Below are 17,320 nucleotides of genomic sequence, written 5' to 3' on the forward strand. Positions count from 1 at the left end.
TACTTTGACGAAATTGAAAAGTAACTGCTAACGACCGCTTATCGCTCTTTGCCGAAGTTCAACTAAGTGCCAATTGCGGACATTGTTAACGCTCGCCTAATACGCCTTGCACTGGCGGGCTTTTTGCGTTGCTTGCTAAAAGTGTGGCTGCCGGCAATGTAGGATTTAGATGCTTGTTAGCAATACATTCTGTTGCGGCTAACCTGTTACCTTGGACAAGAACATGAAAAAGCCACCCAACAAAATAATTGCAATGATGACTATAGCTGTGAGCGTCTTCGACTGAATCATTGATTCAATTAAACCGACTTCAGTTTGCATTTTAATTAGGTCTTTTGGCTCAACATCTTCTTTAATGCGAGGGTTATTTGTTTCGTTATTCATTGGCAACTCCATATGCGAAATATTCGTGTCTTACTAACAGCTTATAACACACCAAAACGGCGTTTAATAATGTTATTGGACAAAATTAGGTTTCTACTCAAAACACATGAATAACTTTAATTTTTTCAATGACCGGTTATCGCTCATAGCGACCCTTTAAAAACTTAATTTAGGTAGCTTGAGCACCCTACCACAACGCTTATTTACTTCTGTGTCGGTTCAACCTCTAATAATGTCGATTCAGATAAACATTAATGAAGCTGGTTAAAAAACTCGCTAAATTTCTTATCAACAAAACGCCAAACACCTATTTTGATAAGGAATATAGTCATGAACATTATTATAAAAACAGTTATAGCACTGAGTTTAGCAAGCCACTTTAGTGCGAATGCCATTGACCTGCGGGTCGCCAACATTCGCTTATACCAAAATAGCTCGCAAAGCTTTTCTGCGCCGAGTTCGCTGTATATTGATGAGGGTAAAATAGTAAGTATTACTAAAGCGACTGACCCACTACAAATCGCAGATAAAACTATTGATGCTTACAACCAATATGCAATACCTGGTTTAATTGATTTACATGTACATTTGGGTTCATCGGGTAGTAACTTTACTGAGTTTCAGTATTTGCCGGTTAAAGCGCACTTTAATTCTAATTTGTATTTAGGCGTAACAAACATTGTTGATTTGTTTTCGTTTGAGCAAACCCTAAACGAAGCCGCGCAATTAAAAGAAGCCCAACTAACCCCTAACCTTTTTTATGCGGGTACTTTGTTTACCAACCCTGGTGGGCATGGCACGCAGTTTGGCGGCCACGCATACGAAATTGCAAAAGCTGAAGACATAGCAGCGCTATGGAAAAAACATATAAGCACTAATCCACATGTAACTAAAGCGGTTATTGAAACCTTTGGCGGTGTGGGTAAATCGTTAACTGATAGCCAATTAAGCGAGCTAGGTAAACGCTCTAAAGCGGCTAATTTACCGTATTTTGTGCATGTTTCTACACTGAATGATGGTAAACGCGCTATTAAAGCAGGTGCAACGGCTCTAGCCCACGGTATTAATAGCGAAGCGATTGACGATGAATTTATTACGCTAATGAAACAGCATAAAGTAACCTACATTCCTACCCTTGCGGTATATCATAACCATAGCGACGAAAAGCATAACCATACTATTAGCTCACAAAGCGAGTTACTAAAAACCATTCCCGAAAAGCTTCAAGGGTGTTTGTTTGAAAATGTGCCTGCACCTTCAAAATGGAAAGAACACGCGTGGGAGGAGCGTAAAACCGCTTATGCAAATATACAAAAGCTACATAAAGCTAATATCACTATAGGCACAGGCTCTGATGCCGGAAACCCTTACACGCTACACGGTACTGGGTTACACAACGAGTTAGATGCACTTAAAAAAGCGGGCCTAACAAATGGTGAAATAATTAATGCAGCCACAGTTAACGGCGCAAAAGCGATTAATAAAGCCGAGAGCATTGGCAAGCTGGCTAATGGCTTTGAGGCAAGCTTTGTACTGCTTAAGCAAAACCCACTTGATGATATAAAGCACATTCACACCATATCAGAGGTTTACAAATCAGGTATACAAGTAGACCGCCCAGCACTTATTGCTCAAAACAAAGCCATAAAGCCCCAAGGCCCTACCTGTAATGAAGAAGTTAAAAGCCGCCAAGCTCAGCATGTTATTGATGATTTTACCGGTGATACACCATGGCAAGCCTTGAGCGACTCGGTAATGGGTGGTCAGTCTGTGGCAACACTTACCACACATAAAAACAGCTTAACTATTGATACAACCATTACAAAGCCAACCAGCTTTGGCGCGTGGGCAGGCGCTGAAATAAAATTTACATCACCGGCTGATGCCTCTGCATTTAAAGGTATTCGACTAACATATAAAGGTTCAAGTACGCCTTTTGCCTTGTCTGTTTTTCATAATGATGTAAAAGATTGGGATCACTTTAGTGTACTTTTAAAACCGCGCGATGAGTGGACAACGCTTGATATTCCTTTCACTACATTTAAACAATTTGGCTTTGGTAGCCCCGTTACGTGGTCGGCCACTGAATTAACTGGAGTTAACTTAATGTGGCGTAAAATGCCAGGCGCAAGCAATGAGCCATTAAAAAACACATTACAAATCAAGGAGCTAACCTACTTTTAATTAAGTTGCAGTCAAAACACAAAGTCTTTGGGTTTTGACTGTTTTTTGTTATGGTTTAATCACTTACAAAAAGAAGCACATATTATGCTCAAACATCCTTTTTATAAATACAGCTTTTTTATTCTACTTATTGTAGATATTGCTTATGCGCTTGGGCTAATAATTGCTAACTCTGCGCCCTTTACTACGGGAAGTGCACTTGCTGCTACCGTGTGGTTTGTTACTTTTTACTGGGTGCCGGTATGGAGTGCAGCAGCGGTTATTTTTTACCTGCGCAATAAACACATTCATAAAATAGCATTAGAATGGTTAATTGCAGTTGTATTTATGGCACTTGGTAATGTGCTTACCGATATAATACTCACACTGCTTTTTGATGGGTATAAATCCATGGGGGTATTTGTTGTATTTAACGGTTTACTTTGGGGCTCGTGTATTTACTTTACCAGTATTTTTATTGAAAACAAAAAACGCGCAACAGCCGAAAAACACGCGCTTAAACAAGCGCAACTTGCTACATTGCGCTACCAACTAAACCCACATTTTATGTTTAATAGCTTAAATACAATTTCGGCTTATATTCATACAAACCCCGATTTAGCCGATGAAGTACTGCATGAACTGGCTGATATTTTAAGGTACTCGCTTGATACTGCCGAGCAACAGCAAATACCTTTACAGCAAGAGCTTACAATAATAGAAAAGTACCTAAATATTGAAAAAGCCCGCTTTGGCGATAAACTCAAAGTTAATTACCATATTCCCAATACGCTTAAAAATATATCGCTACCCCCGCTACTTATTCAGCCAATTATTGAAAACGCCATTAAACATAACGCCAAACAAACGTCGTTAATACTTAATATAACGCTCAGTGAGCTGCCTAACGGCGTTAAAATACAAATTAGCGATAATGGTAAAGGGTTTTCGAGTGATGTTATAAAACACGGGCATGGCAATGGTATAGGGATGAAAAACATACTAAAACGCATTAAACAACTTGGCAAAAGTAAGGTACTACTGAGCAATAACAATGGTGCAGTGGTTACGTTGGAGCTTACACTATGAACAGTAAAAACCAGCCAAATACAGCATCTAAAATGCGCGTATTATTTGCCGATGACGAGCTTCCCGCTCGCGAAAAATTAAGCCATCAATTAAGTTTAATGGAGCATGTTGATGTAGTAGGTATGGCCACAAATGGCAAAGAGGCCATTTCATTAATTAATGAGCTAAAACCTGATGTGGTATTACTTGATATACAAATGCCAGAAATTAACGGCTTGGAGCTTATTGATTTACTTAACTACCAGCCCATTATTATTTACACAACCGCGTATGACCAATTTGCGATTGAAGCATTCGAGAACGCCTCAACAGATTACTTACTTAAACCTTTTCCTATTGCTCGATTAAAAAAAGCACTCGCTAAAGCGCAGCAGCTACTTGAGCAACAGCGTGCCCACTGCCAAGTTAACAGCCCAGAACACGAACAAACCTTTGCATTAACCGAAAACACATTAAATAAGCTAATTAGTAAAAACGGTGAGCGTATATTTTTACTCTCACCGGATGACATCAAATTTATTAAATCGGAGCAAGGTAATAGTTTGGCGTGGAATGGCGACACATTTCATCACTTAAGCGATACGCTCGATCAGCTTGAGCATGCCTTAGTAGCAAAAAGCTTTGTACGAATTCATCGAAGCTATTTGGTTAACGTTGACCACATTAAAGAAATACAGCGTTGGTTTAATGGCAAATTGATGGTGATTGTAAATGATGATATTAAATCTGAACTAAGCACCAGCAGAGCCGGTGCCGATAAACTAAAGCAATTACTACACATTTAACTTATCTAAAAATGTGTTACTGATCATTGCTCGAATATACACTTAAAATAGGAAACTTATGCTCAGCAAACGATACAGTTACCGACTGTGTTTGGTCGCCATTAAAGCCTAGTTTAAAATCACTTGGGGTTAGCCTGCTGCCATCTGCAAACAACGCTAATAAATGCTCCTGATTAAGTTCACGCTTGCCAGAGGCTAAATTTGTAAGGGTAATAACCGCCCAGCGCTCCCCTTCTTCGTTACTCATAAGTACATAGTTTAAAATTGAAAAGTCAGACTTTTTAGGCGTTATATTATTATCGTTTGGAAACGACAAGTGCATACTATTTGGTATGGCTCGGTCAACGTTCAATACATTATTTTGCGCTGCAAACACATTGGCGCAAAGTACTAATAAAAATAAAAAGCTAACTACAATTTTTGCCACAATTAAACTTCCTTTTAAATTTAGATGCTTGAATACTTGATTGAAATTTATACTCGCAGTTTTTACCTATTATGTAAACACCCTATTAAAAACCCAATAAACAGGCTAAGCGCTCATTCAGTGTCACCGCATTAGTATTAATACTTTGCGGCACGTTAATAAACACACGGTTTTTAAACAGGAGTAAATTAAATGGCAACCACACCTAAAAAGTTACATGAGCTTAGTAACGCGCAATCGGCTTTATTAAACCCAGAGCACAGCATTCAAGTAAGAGGCGCGCGTGTTCATAACTTAAAAGATGTGGATGTAGATCTTCCCCGTAATTCACTTGTTGTTTTTACCGGTATATCAGGCTCGGGGAAATCATCGCTCGCCTTTGGAACATTATTTGCCGAATCGCAGCATCGCTATCTTGATTCGGTATCCCCTTATGCACGCCGATTAATCGATCAGGTAGACGAGCCTGATGTAGATTCGATTGAAGGGCTGCCACCAGCGGTTGCATTACAACAACAGCGTGGTGCGCCCTCGGTACGTTCATCGGTGGGTAGTGTAACCACTATTTCTAACGCGCTGCGAATGCTTTACTCACGCGCAGGTGAATACCCCAAAGGGCAAGGCATACTGTACGCCGATGCGTTTTCGCCTAATACGCCGCAAGGCGCCTGCCCAAAGTGCCACGGTATTGGCCGCGTATTTAACGTAACCGAAGAGCTACTAGTGCCCGATCCCACTAAATCAATTAAAGAGCGCGCTATTGCAGCATGGCCGCCGGCTTGGCAAGGTAAAAACCTAAGCCGTATTCTTACCTCGCTAGGTTACGATATTAATAAACCGTGGAATACCCTGCCTAAAAAAGCCCGTGATTGGATTTTATTTACCGACGAAACACCTACAGTGCCAGTGTTTCCTGAGTATACGCTTGAGCAAACACAAGCCGCTATTAAAAATGAAGAAAGCCCTAGCTACATGGGTACATTTACAAGTGCTAAACGCTTTGTTTTACAATCGTTTGCGAGCACTCAAAGCCCACGCACTAAAAAGCGCGTGTCGCAGTATATGCAAATATCACAATGCCCGCAGTGCGAAGGTAAAAAACTTAAAAAAGAGTCGTTATCGGTTAAAGTAGCGGGCCTTGATATAGGTGAATTTTCACAATTAACGCTCAATGAGCTGGCAGATAAATTAAGGTTTGCCGCTAGTAACCCCGCTAAAAGTAACGCTGCAAATCCCGAGAAAGCCATAGTTGCAAAGCGTATAGCAGGCGACATTCTTAAACGCGTTGAAGCACTTACCAAACTTGGTTTAGGGTATTTATCGCTTGAACGCACCACCCCATCTTTATCACCTGGTGAATTACAACGCTTAAGGCTTGCGACGCAAATTCGCTCAAAACTGTTTGGGGTGGTTTATGTATTAGATGAACCTTCGGCAGGTTTACACCCAGCAGATACCCAAGCCTTGTTAGCCGCATTAGATGAACTAATAGCCGCTGGTAACTCTGTGTTTGTGGTTGAACACGACGTAAGTGTTATTCGCCATGCCGATTGGGTGGTTGATGTAGGCCCAAATGCAGGCTCCCGTGGCGGTAATATTGTTTATAGCGGCCCCGTTGAGGGCTTAAAACAAATTAGCAGCTCACACACAAGCCAGTATTTATTTATAAATAACGAATCTCAGCAAGCTCAAATACAAAGTAAACAACGCCCAGCAAAAGCATGGCTAACGCTTAAAAATGTTGAGCGTAATAACTTACAAAAGCTTAATGTAGAATTTCCACTTGGGGTTATTACAAGTGTTACGGGGGTATCTGGGTCAGGTAAATCAAGCTTAGTAAGCCAAGCGCTTGTTGAATTAGTTTACGATGCACTAGGGCAAAAATCGCAGCCACAAATAGCTACAGATGAAGCCGAGCTACTCGAGCAAGAACTTGATATAACAACTGGCGGGCAAATAACTGGGGGCATTGAACACATAAAGCGCCTAATAACGGTTGATCAAAAAGCCATTGGCCGCACACCTCGCTCAAACCTTGCTACATACACTGATTTGTTCGATCACGTACGTAAACTGTTTGCCAATACCAAAGAGGCAAAAGCGCGTAAGTACGATGCCGGTCGTTTTTCGTTTAATGTTAAAAAAGGTCGCTGCGACAACTGCGAAGGCGTCGGCTTTGTAAGCGTGGAGCTGTTATTTTTACCTAGCGTGTATTCGCCTTGCCCTGTGTGTAACGCCAAGCGCTACAACCAAAAAACACTCGACATTACCTATAAAGATAAAACCATTGCCGATGTACTAAATTTAACCGTTGAGTCTGCGCATACGTTTTTTGCCGATGAACCCGCTATTTTACGTGCGCTAAATGCGCTCTTACAAGTGGGCCTTGGCTATTTACGTTTAGGCCAACCTGCTACTGAGCTTTCGGGCGGTGAAGCCCAGCGGATTAAACTTGCCACTGAACTACAACGTACACAGCGCGGCGATACGCTTTATATTTTAGATGAACCAACCACTGGCCTGCACCCTAAAGATGTAGCCATGCTAATGGCGCAGTTAAATGGCTTAGTTGATGCGGGCAACACCGTAATTATGGTTGAGCACGATATGCAAGTTGCCAGTAACAGTGATTGGATTATTGATATTGGTCCAGGAGCCGGCGACGAAGGCGGAGTAATAGTTGCACAAGGTAAACCAAACGAGGTGGCGCAATCTACAGAAAGCCGTACTGCATCGTTTTTGAATAGCGCAATTTAGTGTTTAGCTAACTAACAAAAAGAGCTACAGGCTCTTTTTGTTAACTTTTTAAAAAACGCTCTAATTTGGGCTTTACAGTAACCGACATTATTAACATTATAGTAAGGCCTATAGGCAGTGCAGCAAGAAGCCCTTCAGCCCAACCATTTAAAAATAAACGCATATCTGCATAGCCAATATTGTTAGTAGCGGTAACAAATGCCATTACCGACTCCATGGTAAGCGCCATAAAAACACTAATCACTAAATTACGTTTTAGCTCGCTACTAGTGGGCAATAATTTATTAACTAGCTTATGCATTAAGGTCATCATTACAAAACCAATAGGCGCCATTACCAGCACTGCACTTATAAACGAGGTAAACCAATCTGCATAAAACCGCTCTGTAACCCCTACATTCACATAAGTCATAATACCAGTTAGCGTACCGCCGATTAAAGCAATAATACTTATCATAACCAGTATTTTATAAATTACAGGTGTTTTTTTAGGCTCAACCATTTCTGGATTTACTGATACAGATGTACTCATTTTTGGGTATGCCTTAAGCGCCCAATAGATGATAAAGTCAACTATAGCAGGTTAATTGACAATATCAACTAATTTTAAGCTAACCAAAAATAAGCCAAATTCCAACTAGTCCCATTAAGCTACCAGCAATACGGTTCATCCATTTTATATTATCGCCACGCGCTAAAAACAAGCGTAGGCTTTTACCGCCTGTTGCATAGGCAAGCATACAAACAAATTCGCTTACCATAATGACTAAAACAAGCACTAAAAGCTGTGGGGCTACTGCGTGCTGTACACTAATAAACGGCGGCAATAGTGAGATCATAAACGCCCAGCCTTTAGGGTTTGCAATGGCAGTTACAAAGCCTTGCGTAAAAAGCGACTGGCGACTTACATCGCTTGGGCTTTGTGTATTAATCGACATTTTTCCTTTAGCGCGCCACATATTTACGCCGATATAAATTAAATACCCGCCGCCTACCCATTTTAAAATAGCGAATGCATCTGGGTAATTTAGCATTACACTTGCAACACCGAGTACCGCAGCAACGGCAACGGTTGCTACGCCTAATAGCTCACCTATCATCATCCATAAGGTTCGGCGCACACCGATGCTCATGCCAAGTGTCATGGCAAGGGTCATACACATACCTGGAGTAATAGACACAAAAAAGAACGTTGGTATAAAAACCGCAAGCGCTGCTACATCAATCATTAATTTACTCTCGTATTAAAAACAAAAACGCGGCTATAAGTAGCCGCGTTGTTGCTTACTTATGTTTATTACTATTGCCCAGTACTTACCACTGGTTCAGTAATTACTTCTACTGGCTCTGCTGTATCATTTAACAAATACTTATCTAGCCACTGCTCTTGTTCCCACAGTACGTGTAATAAACTTTTACGTGCGCGGTAACCATGTGCTTCATAAGGAAGCATAACTAAGCGAGCGTCTTTACCTAAACCCTTAAGCGCTGCGTACATACGCTCACTTTGCATTGGGAAAGTGCCCGAATTAGGGTCTTCTTTACCGTGGATCATTAACATTGGCTCATTGATTTTTTCAGCGTGAAAAAACGGCGACATATTAGCGTATACACTTTGTGCTTGCCAAAAATCACGTTCTTCGCCCTGAAAACCAAACGGCGTTAGCGTACGGTTATACGCGCCACTGCGGGCAATACCGGTTTTAAATAAATCGCTATGAGCCAATAAGTTAGCAACCATAAATGCACCGTATGAGTGCCCTGCTATGGCTATTTTGTTTTTATCGGCAATGCCTTTTTTAACTAATACATCAACAGCTGCTTGCGCACTTGATACTAACTGCTTTCTAAAGTTATCGTTTGGCTCGCTGCCATCAACACCTACAATAGGCATTTTAGGGTCGTCAAACACGGCAATGCCTTTAGCAAGGTAAGGCATTGGGCCCCAATAACCAATGTAAGTAAATGCATAAGGCGACTCACGAACTTGCGATGCTACGGCTTTATCTTTGTATTCAAGTGGGTAAGCCCACATAAGCACAGGTAATGGGCCTTGAGTTTTATCGTACCCTGGTGGTAAATATAACGTGCCCGAAAGCTCTACGCCGTCATCGCGTTTATAACGTAATTGCTCTTTAGTTACGCCTTTAAATGCAGGGTACGGGTGGGCAAAATTAGTTAATTGGGTCAGTGTATCGTTATCTAAATCACGAATAAAAAAGTTAGGCTGCTCAGTTTTAGACTCACGAACTGTAATAAAGCGCTCGCCTTCGTCATCAAGCAGTGCACGTACGCGCTCGTAATAAGGCGCTTTAGATTGCCATAAACGTTTACTGCTATTTGTTTTTACATCGTATCTGTCTAAAAACGGAATATTACCTTGCTCAGATGCACCATTGCCACGCAGGTAAATATAGCGCCCGCCTACAATTTTAATTACGTTAGCGCCTAAATCGTTACGCTCGTAAATAGCATTACCTGGGTCTTTGTAAGCATCGTTATAACTACGCTCTGAAAACAGCACGCGATTGTTGTCGGCATTACGTGGCTGAATAACAAAAGTGCGCACTTGGCGGTCGCTAAAGCGCCAATCTGTAAGCATGGCTACGTTTTCGTTGCCCCACTCAATACCTGCAAAGCGCCTTTCTACCTTAGCAAATAATTTAGGCTCGCGTTTAAAGGGGGCACGTAAGCTGTAAATGTAATCATGGTGCTTAACATCGGTTTTCATGTCGCCGCCATCTTGCGCCTCGGCCCAAATAACTTCAGCGCCCTGATCGGCTCGCCATTCAAAATCGCGTCGGCCTGTGCGTACGCTGTCGTAGCCTTGTGGAATGTTATCTGCAAGAGGCTGCTTTGCAAGCTCTGCTAATGCATAGCCGCGCATTCCCCATATTTGCCACGTGCTTGCAAATCGGCTGTAAGGTACTTGATATGAAAAAGGCTCATTAATACCCGCAACTAAAATATTAGTTGAATCAGGCGATACCGAAAACGATTTAAATAATGCTGGGCTACCAATAGCTTGGGCTTTGCCATCAAGCGTAATGTAGGCTAACTGCCCTTGGCCATAAAATTTAAACTGCGCTTCGTCAAACGGGCTCGTTAGTAAATTTTGATACGTACGCGCAGGCGCTTTTTCACCGGTACTTTGTTGAATAACAGGCACTACACTTTGGCTATTATTTTCAAGCCGTGGCTTATCAATATTTACCGCAAGGTTTGCAACAATTGCGCTGCTATCGGGTAGCCATTTATAGGGTGATGATGTTAATACCGAATTTAATGAAGCACTTGAAAGCTGTTGTGCTTGTTTGCTCTCAACGCTGTAAAGCCATAAATTTGCTTGGCTTTGTTGCTCAACAATAAACGCTAAATACTTACTATTAGATGACCATTTAGGCGAGCGAATAATACCACTTGGTAAGTTATTAATATTAATAACCGTACCGCTTTGCACGTGCTTTAGCTCAACTGCGCTGTATTTTGCGCTAACACGTGAGCGCGAAAAGTTAGCCGGATTAAGCTTAATACCCGCCAGTTTAAGCTCTTCTTTTGCAAGTTCATCAAGTGTTACAACACGTTTTCGTTCAAAAAGCGCTAGCCACTGGCCATCGCTTGATAAGTAACTAGTGGGTGCTAATTTAGCGTCAACCAAAGCAGCAAGCTCAGGTGATGGTGTTTGATAGCCTTGCTCTGCTTGGCTTGTTGGCAGTAATGCAACACAACAAATAAAGGCAACTAACAGCCTAAAAGCGTTCATGTTTTTATCCTTTTGTTATTTTTTACTGTTATAGGCGTATATAAACACGTTTTGCTATGTTCATAAAGCATTAAGGTAACTTAAGCACGTGTAAAAGGTGACTTAATAACCCTAATTACGCTACACTACAGCGCTATTTATTCACCACTGCGGCTCACAAAACACAATGCAAAACACAGCTAAATCGGTCACTATTATTGATGTTGCTAAGCGTGCTGGTGTATCAAAATCAACCGTGTCTTTGCTACTTACCAAAAGCGAAAAAGTAGGCGATAAAAGCAGACAAAAAATATTAAAAGCGATTGATGAACTCGGTTACGTTTATAACCGCGATGCGGCCGCAATGCGCTCAAAACGTTCAAATTTAATTGGCATTATAATAAACGATTTAACCAACCCTTTAATGGCTGAGCTTGCTACAAGTCTTGAAAAAACGCTAAACGCAAGTGGCTTACAAGCTATGATAGTAAGCACTAATAACAAACTCGAGCTACAAACAAGCGCAGTAAAAAACCTAAAAGAATATAACGCAGCTGCTTTTATTATTTGCCCTGTAGCAAATACCTGTGCCAAATGGCTTGATACGCAAAGCGCGCAGCACAACGTTATTACCTTAATGCGCGAAGTCCCTTTTAGCGCTGCGCCTTGCGTACTTCCCGATTACAAAAAAGCCAGCCACGTAGCAACAATGCACATACTCGCTCAAGGTGTTACAAACATCGCTTTTATAGGCTGTGAGCTCACAATGAGTGAATCTTTAGCATTACAAAGTGGCTTTAATACTGCTTGTTCGCAGCACAGCATAACGCCTTTAACGGCCATAGCGTGCTCGCACAATCAAGCGCTTAGTGCTAAAAATACATTTTTAAGTACTTACAAACAAAACCCACAATTAAATGCTGTGGTATGCGCAAACGATATAATTGCACAAGGTGTTATAGCAGCAATACATTCGCTTAACTTGCCAGCAAACCAAACTATAAAAGTAGTTAGCTGCCATCACTTACCTAACTACAGTGTTATGCCTTGCAGCTTAAGTACGGTGGTTATTAATACCGATGAAATAGCAAAGCGTAGCTTTTTAGTTGTGCAAGAGCTGCTACAAAATACAACCCCTCCAGTTAAAACGCTGGTAAATGTAAACTTACAAATTAGAGATTCTAGCCAATGAAAAAAGTGCTGGTAATTGGCTACGTATGGCCAGAGCCAAATTCATCTGCTGCGGGAACGCACATGATGTCGTTATTAAATGCATTCAAAGCGCAAAACTGGGAGGTTGAATTTGCAACCCCCGCGCAGCGTACCGAGCACATGGTTAACCTAGACGACTACGGTATAACAAGCCAAAGCATTGCCCTAAACTGCGAAAGCTTTGACGAATACGTTAAAGCCTATAACCCAGATATAGTGATGTTTGACCGCTTTATGATGGAAGAGCAATTTGGTTGGCGCGTAGATAAGCATTGCCCCAATGCCGTTAAAATTCTCGATACTGAAGATTTACAATGCCTACGTAATGCACGCCACGAAGCACACAAAGGCGAGCGCGAGTTTACAACCAGCGACTTACATTCAGATATAGCAAAACGCGAAATAGCGGCTATTTTGCGCTGCGACCTCAGCTTAATTATTTCAAGCTTTGAGATGAGCTTACTAAACAGTGTGTTTAAAGTAGAGCCAAGCTTATTACATCACTTACCGTTTATGGTCGATTTAAGCGCATTGCCCAAAACCACAAAAAGCTTTGATGAACGCGCACACTTTATGACCATAGGTAATTTTAGACACGCCCCAAACTGGGATGCCGTGCTGTACTTACAAAAAATATGGCCATTAATTCGTAAGCAACTGCCAAAAGCCAAGCTACACATTTATGGCTCTTACCCGCCACCAAAAGCCACAGCACTTAATAACCCTAAAAATGGGTTTTTAATAAAAGGCTGGGCCGATAACGCCTATGATGTAATGCAAAGCGCGCGCGTATGTTTAGCGCCCCTTCGTTTTGGTGCAGGTATAAAAGGTAAGTTACTTGAAGCCATGATAATGCAAACACCCAGCGTTACCACCAGCATTGGAGCAGAGGGCATGCACAACGATTTACCGTGGTCTGGTAAAGTGGTTAATAATACCGAAGATTTTGCAAATGCAGCCGTTGAGCTTTATAACAATCAAACTGATTTTGAACACGCTCAGCAAGCTGGCAATACGCTACTTAACACCCTGTACGACAAAGTAAAATTAAGCGCCGCGCTCATTAATAAAATAGATGCAATAAGCAGCGATTTAGCAGCCCATAGGGAAAAAAACTTCACCGGACAAATGCTCAAACATCATACAATGCGAAGCACGCAATATATGGCGCAATGGATAGCAGAAAAAAATAAAAAATTAGATTAAAAATGACTAGACTCTTATAGATTTGTGTTTAAAATCGCGCCCATTACAAATGGGCGTTTTAGCCTATACTTTTAGCTAATTTATTTACACACTGGCCTAAATAAGATTTGAAAACTGCAACCTTCACAGAAAAACGCAAATTTATCGTTAAGTTAGGTAAAATGCTTCACAAGTATGGTACGCCTGCTTACCGCCTAGAAGCTCACCTAATGGAAGTGGCTACCTACTTAGGACTTAAATCGTCGTTTGTTATGTCGCCAACCTCTGTAACGTTTGTAATTTGGACCGACGGCCACGAAGACGAATACACACACGTAGCACGAGTTGATCCTGGCGATCACGATTTAGGCTCACTTGCCGACACCGACGATTTAGTAAATCAAATGCTTGACGACAAGCTAAGTTTGCAAGAAGTCGACGCTCAGCTTGATGCTATTTACGATATGCCAAACCCGTACAATAAACTTGTTACAGGAGTTGCCTTTGCAACCTCTGGTGGTGCATTTGCAATGCTAATGGGCACAAGTTGGACTGATGTTATGTGGTCATCGCTGCTTACATTAGTAGTTTATGTATTTGTACTTTGGTCTACACGCTCTAAACGTGTTGCACATATGCTTGAGCCACTTGTTGCTATTATTTCAGCTGTATTAGCCTGTGCGGTAAGTGTGTACATAACCCCTGAAATTAATATACGTTTAGTGGTGCTTTCGGCCATTATTGTATTTATACCTGGCCTTGCACTGGCGCTTGGTTTAGCCGAGCTTGCAGCTAGGCATTTAGTGTCGGGTACTGCGCGAGTTATGGACTCGTTTATGCTGCTATTTAAACTGTACTTTGGTGCCTTTATTGGCATAGGTATTGGCTTTGCCATGTTTGGCCAAGCAGACTTTGTGCAGCCAGAGCCTCTTCCTAAATGGACAGCATGGCTAGCTATACTCCTGCTTTGTAGCAGCTTAGTTGTTATATTTAGAACTAAAATTAAGCATGCGGGTTGGTCTATTGCATCAGGTTTTATAGCTTACGGCACAAGTATTGGTTCTGCTATGTACCTAGATTACACGTTAGGTACGTTTGTAGGGGCTTTATCGGTAGGTATATTTAGTAACTTATTTAATCGTGTTGCTAATGCGCCAGCTTCAATTGTTGCCATGCAAGGCTTAATTGTATTAGTGCCTGGTAGCAAAACCTATATTGGCTTAAACTCACTGATTGAAGGCCAAGACTTTGTATACGCAGAGCATATTGGCCAGCAAACGTTTTTAATATTTATGTCGCTAGTAGCAGGGCTAATATTTGCAAACGTGGCTCTTCCGCCTAAAAAGAGTTTGTAAGCACAAACCTATAAACAAAAAGCCTGTTACCTTAAAAAGTAACGGGCTTTATTATTTATAATGCTATTAGCCGTGCGGTATTGTTAAAACAATTTTTCCTACGTGCTGTTTTTGCGCAAACACTTGCTGCGCCGTAACATTTCAGTAAGAGAAATGTTTTTGCCACAATAGGCTTAATTTTTTCTTGCTCAATAAAGTTAACTAAGCTTTTAAATACCTCTGGTTCTAACACTGTGCAGCCAAAAAACGTTAAGTCTTTTAAATATACAAAGTACGTATATCTAGCTCAACTAACGCCCCGCCAATAGCGCCCGATACCGCATAACGCCCTTTAGGCTTTAACACTTCTAGCAGCTTTGGATTATTACTTTGACACTTCCCTATTAAGTTAATGCACTAAGCAGGGAATTTATTTAACTAACGTAACCAATTAGTTTTACCCAGTTCAACGACTTCATCCCCTTTGCCGTTTATTAACGCTTTCATCATATAAACACTAAAGCCTTTTGCTTGCTCTAATTTTATTTGCGGCGGCATCGAAAGCTCTTGCTTTGCAGTATCTACTTCTAACACAACCGGGCCTGAGTGATTCATCATCTCATCCATTGCCGAAGGGAGTTCGTCTGGGTCACTTACATGAATGCCTTTTAAACCGCAGGCTTGTGCAATTTTAGCAAAACTTGGATTTTCTAAATCAGTGTCGCTTGATAAAAACCCGCTGGCTTTCATTTCCATTGCTACAAAACTAAGTGAGCGATTATTATAAACAACAATTTTTATAGGCAAATTAAGCTGCTTAAGCGAGATTAAATCACCCATCAACATAGAAAAACCACCATCGCCACACATTGCAATTACTTGGCGGTCTCTATCTACCGACTGAACACCCATTGCCTGCGACATCGCATTAGCCATAGAACCATGGTTAAACGAGCCTATTAAACGCCGCTTACCATTCATAGATAAATAACGTGCAGCCCATACAGTAGGTGTACCTACATCACAAGTAAACACAGCATCCTCGGCTGCTTGCTCGTTTAGTAAACGCGTTAAGTATTGCGGGTGAATTAAATTTTGTGAGGTTTTACCACTGGCAAGTTTATCGAGATCTTTTCGAGATTCTTTATAGTGCTTAACACTCTTTTGTAAGTGCGAGTCTGTGCGATCACCTTCAATGTACTCAAGTAATGTGGCCACTGAATTTTTTGTATCGCCTAATACGCCACAATCAATTTGAACGTGTCGCCCGAGTGATGCCGCTTTATTATCAATTTGTAATATGGTGGTATTTTCAGGGTAAAAAGCCCGATACGGAAAACTCGTGCCAATCATCAATAATGTATCGGCCTCTTGCATTGCATGATAGCCCGACGCAAAACCTATAAATCCGGTCATACCAACATCATAAGGGTTATCGTATTCAATAAACTCTTTACCGCGCATAGCGTGTACTATGGGTGCTTGTAGTTTATCGGCAAGTGCTACAATTTCATCATGTGCATCTCTACAGCCTGCACCGCACAACAACGTTACTTTTTTACTCTTATTAAGATGCGTAGCCATTGCTTTAATATCAGATAAATCAGCAACAGTAGTGGCTTTTTTTGGAACATTCCACTTAGGAGTAATACCCTTAGGTATATCTTTTAATGCAATATCGCCGGGTAATACAAGTACACTTACGCCTTTATTTAATATTGCTTGGCGCATTGCGGTTTCAAGCAAATAAGGCATTTGTTGTGGGTTTGACACCATTTCGCAATACACACTGCATTCTTTAAATAATTCTTGCGGGTGGGTTTCTTGAAAGTAATTGCTACCAATCTCTGATGATGGAATATGCGAAGCTATTGCTAACACCGGTACATTATTACGCTGACAATCAAATAAGCCGTTAATTAAATGAAGATTACCCGGACCACACGAGCCAGCACACACCGCAAGTTCGCCTGATAAGTGGGCTTCGCCACCGGCTGCAAAGGCTGCGACTTCTTCATGGCGCGTACCTAGCCATTCAATTGTGCCCATTTTACGTAAGCTTTCACTAATGCCGTTAAGTGAATCGCCAGTTACCCCCCAAATTCGTTTTACGCCAGCTTGCTCAAGGGTTTTGGTGATAAAACATGCGATATTTTCACTCATAATATAGAACTCCTAACAGTTAAGTTATTCTGTAAATTGAATTATCTTTGGGCTCTACCAGTACTAATATCGTTTAAAA

Annotated in this window: 13 protein-coding genes and 1 pseudogene; 7 read left to right on the forward strand and 7 right to left on the reverse strand. The window is 41.3% G+C overall.

Annotated elements, in window-relative coordinates:
- Window positions 1-198: 198 nt before the first annotated feature.
- The gene (locus ATS74_RS16315; protein WP_058549925.1) at window positions 199-384 is read right to left on the reverse strand and encodes a hypothetical protein; all 186 of its coding nucleotides are present in this window, start codon (window positions 382-384) and stop codon (window positions 199-201) included.
- Between the two features lie 330 nt (window positions 385-714).
- Between ATS74_RS16315 and ATS74_RS16320 the strand changes: the two genes are divergently transcribed.
- From ATS74_RS16320 to ATS74_RS16330, 3 genes are read left to right on the forward strand one after another with little or no spacing between them, the layout of a single operon-like run.
- Complete coding sequence (locus tag ATS74_RS16320; RefSeq protein WP_058549926.1) at window positions 715-2,568, forward strand: CIA30 family protein; 1,854 nt, start codon at window positions 715-717, stop codon at window positions 2,566-2,568.
- Window positions 2,569-2,595: 27 nt separating this feature from the next.
- Window positions 2,596-3,636, forward strand: coding sequence for a sensor histidine kinase (locus ATS74_RS16325; RefSeq protein WP_058549927.1), 1,041 nt, complete (start codon window positions 2,596-2,598; stop codon window positions 3,634-3,636).
- Window positions 3,633-4,421, forward strand: a complete 789-nt coding sequence (locus ATS74_RS16330) for a LytR/AlgR family response regulator transcription factor (RefSeq protein WP_058549928.1) — start codon at window positions 3,633-3,635, stop codon at window positions 4,419-4,421. The genes ATS74_RS16325 and ATS74_RS16330 overlap by 4 nt, the downstream gene beginning before the upstream one ends.
- 16 nt (window positions 4,422-4,437) lie before the next feature.
- On the opposite strand, the gene ATS74_RS16335 is transcribed toward ATS74_RS16330, so the two are convergent.
- Window positions 4,438-4,848, reverse strand: a complete 411-nt coding sequence (locus ATS74_RS16335) for a hypothetical protein (protein ID WP_058549929.1) — start codon at window positions 4,846-4,848, stop codon at window positions 4,438-4,440.
- A gap of 192 nt (window positions 4,849-5,040) precedes the next feature.
- Between ATS74_RS16335 and uvrA the strand changes: the two genes are divergently transcribed.
- Entirely contained in the window at window positions 5,041-7,605 is a 2,565-nt protein-coding gene (gene uvrA / locus ATS74_RS16340) for an excinuclease ABC subunit UvrA (RefSeq protein ID WP_058549930.1), read from the forward strand.
- 40 nt (window positions 7,606-7,645) lie between these two features.
- Here the strand turns inward: uvrA and ATS74_RS16345 are convergent, their stop codons facing one another.
- The 3 genes from ATS74_RS16345 to ATS74_RS16355 all read right to left on the reverse strand — a co-directional run bounded on the left by ATS74_RS16345 (window position 7,646) and on the right by ATS74_RS16355 (window position 11,368).
- Entirely contained in the window at window positions 7,646-8,137 is a 492-nt protein-coding gene (locus ATS74_RS16345; RefSeq protein ID WP_058549931.1) for a DUF2798 domain-containing protein, read from the reverse strand.
- 79 nt (window positions 8,138-8,216) lie between these two features.
- Window positions 8,217-8,834: a LysE family translocator gene (locus tag ATS74_RS16350; RefSeq protein ID WP_058549932.1), complete on the reverse strand. Its 618-nt coding sequence runs from the start codon at window positions 8,832-8,834 to the stop codon at window positions 8,217-8,219.
- 71 nt (window positions 8,835-8,905) lie between these two features.
- Window positions 8,906-11,368, reverse strand: a complete 2,463-nt coding sequence (locus tag ATS74_RS16355; protein ID WP_058549933.1) for a S9 family peptidase — start codon at window positions 11,366-11,368, stop codon at window positions 8,906-8,908.
- Window positions 11,369-11,534: 166 nt separating this feature from the next.
- Between ATS74_RS16355 and ATS74_RS16360 the strand changes: the two genes are divergently transcribed.
- The 3 genes from ATS74_RS16360 to ATS74_RS16370 all read left to right on the forward strand — a co-directional run bounded on the left by ATS74_RS16360 (window position 11,535) and on the right by ATS74_RS16370 (window position 15,099).
- A complete protein-coding gene (locus ATS74_RS16360; protein WP_058549934.1) occupies window positions 11,535-12,539 on the forward strand; it encodes a LacI family DNA-binding transcriptional regulator in 1,005 nt (334 codons plus the stop codon).
- Window positions 12,536-13,765 carry a glycosyltransferase gene (locus ATS74_RS16365; protein WP_058549935.1) on the forward strand — a complete coding sequence of 410 codons (1,230 nt, stop codon included), beginning with the start codon at window positions 12,536-12,538 and terminating at the stop codon, window positions 13,763-13,765. Before ATS74_RS16360 ends, ATS74_RS16365 begins: the two co-directional genes overlap by 4 nt.
- Window positions 13,766-13,872: 107 nt before the next feature.
- On the forward strand, window positions 13,873-15,099 hold the full coding sequence (locus ATS74_RS16370) for a threonine/serine ThrE exporter family protein (protein WP_082660665.1): 1,227 nt from the start codon (window positions 13,873-13,875) through the stop codon (window positions 15,097-15,099).
- Between the two features lie 66 nt (window positions 15,100-15,165).
- Here the strand turns inward: ATS74_RS16370 and ATS74_RS20140 are convergent.
- Together ATS74_RS20140 and poxB are read right to left on the reverse strand one after the other, a co-directional pair.
- Window positions 15,166-15,459 (reverse strand): annotated as a pseudogene (locus ATS74_RS20140) (zinc-binding dehydrogenase); the annotation flags it as partial.
- Window positions 15,460-15,516: 57 nt separating this feature from the next.
- Window positions 15,517-17,241: a ubiquinone-dependent pyruvate dehydrogenase gene (gene poxB, locus ATS74_RS16375; RefSeq protein WP_058549936.1), complete on the reverse strand. Its 1,725-nt coding sequence runs from the start codon at window positions 17,239-17,241 to the stop codon at window positions 15,517-15,519.
- Window positions 17,242-17,320 lie beyond the last annotated feature (79 nt).

Source organism: Pseudoalteromonas sp. H103, assembly GCF_001469205.1.
Lineage (GTDB): Bacteria > Pseudomonadota > Gammaproteobacteria > Enterobacterales > Alteromonadaceae > Pseudoalteromonas > Pseudoalteromonas carrageenovora.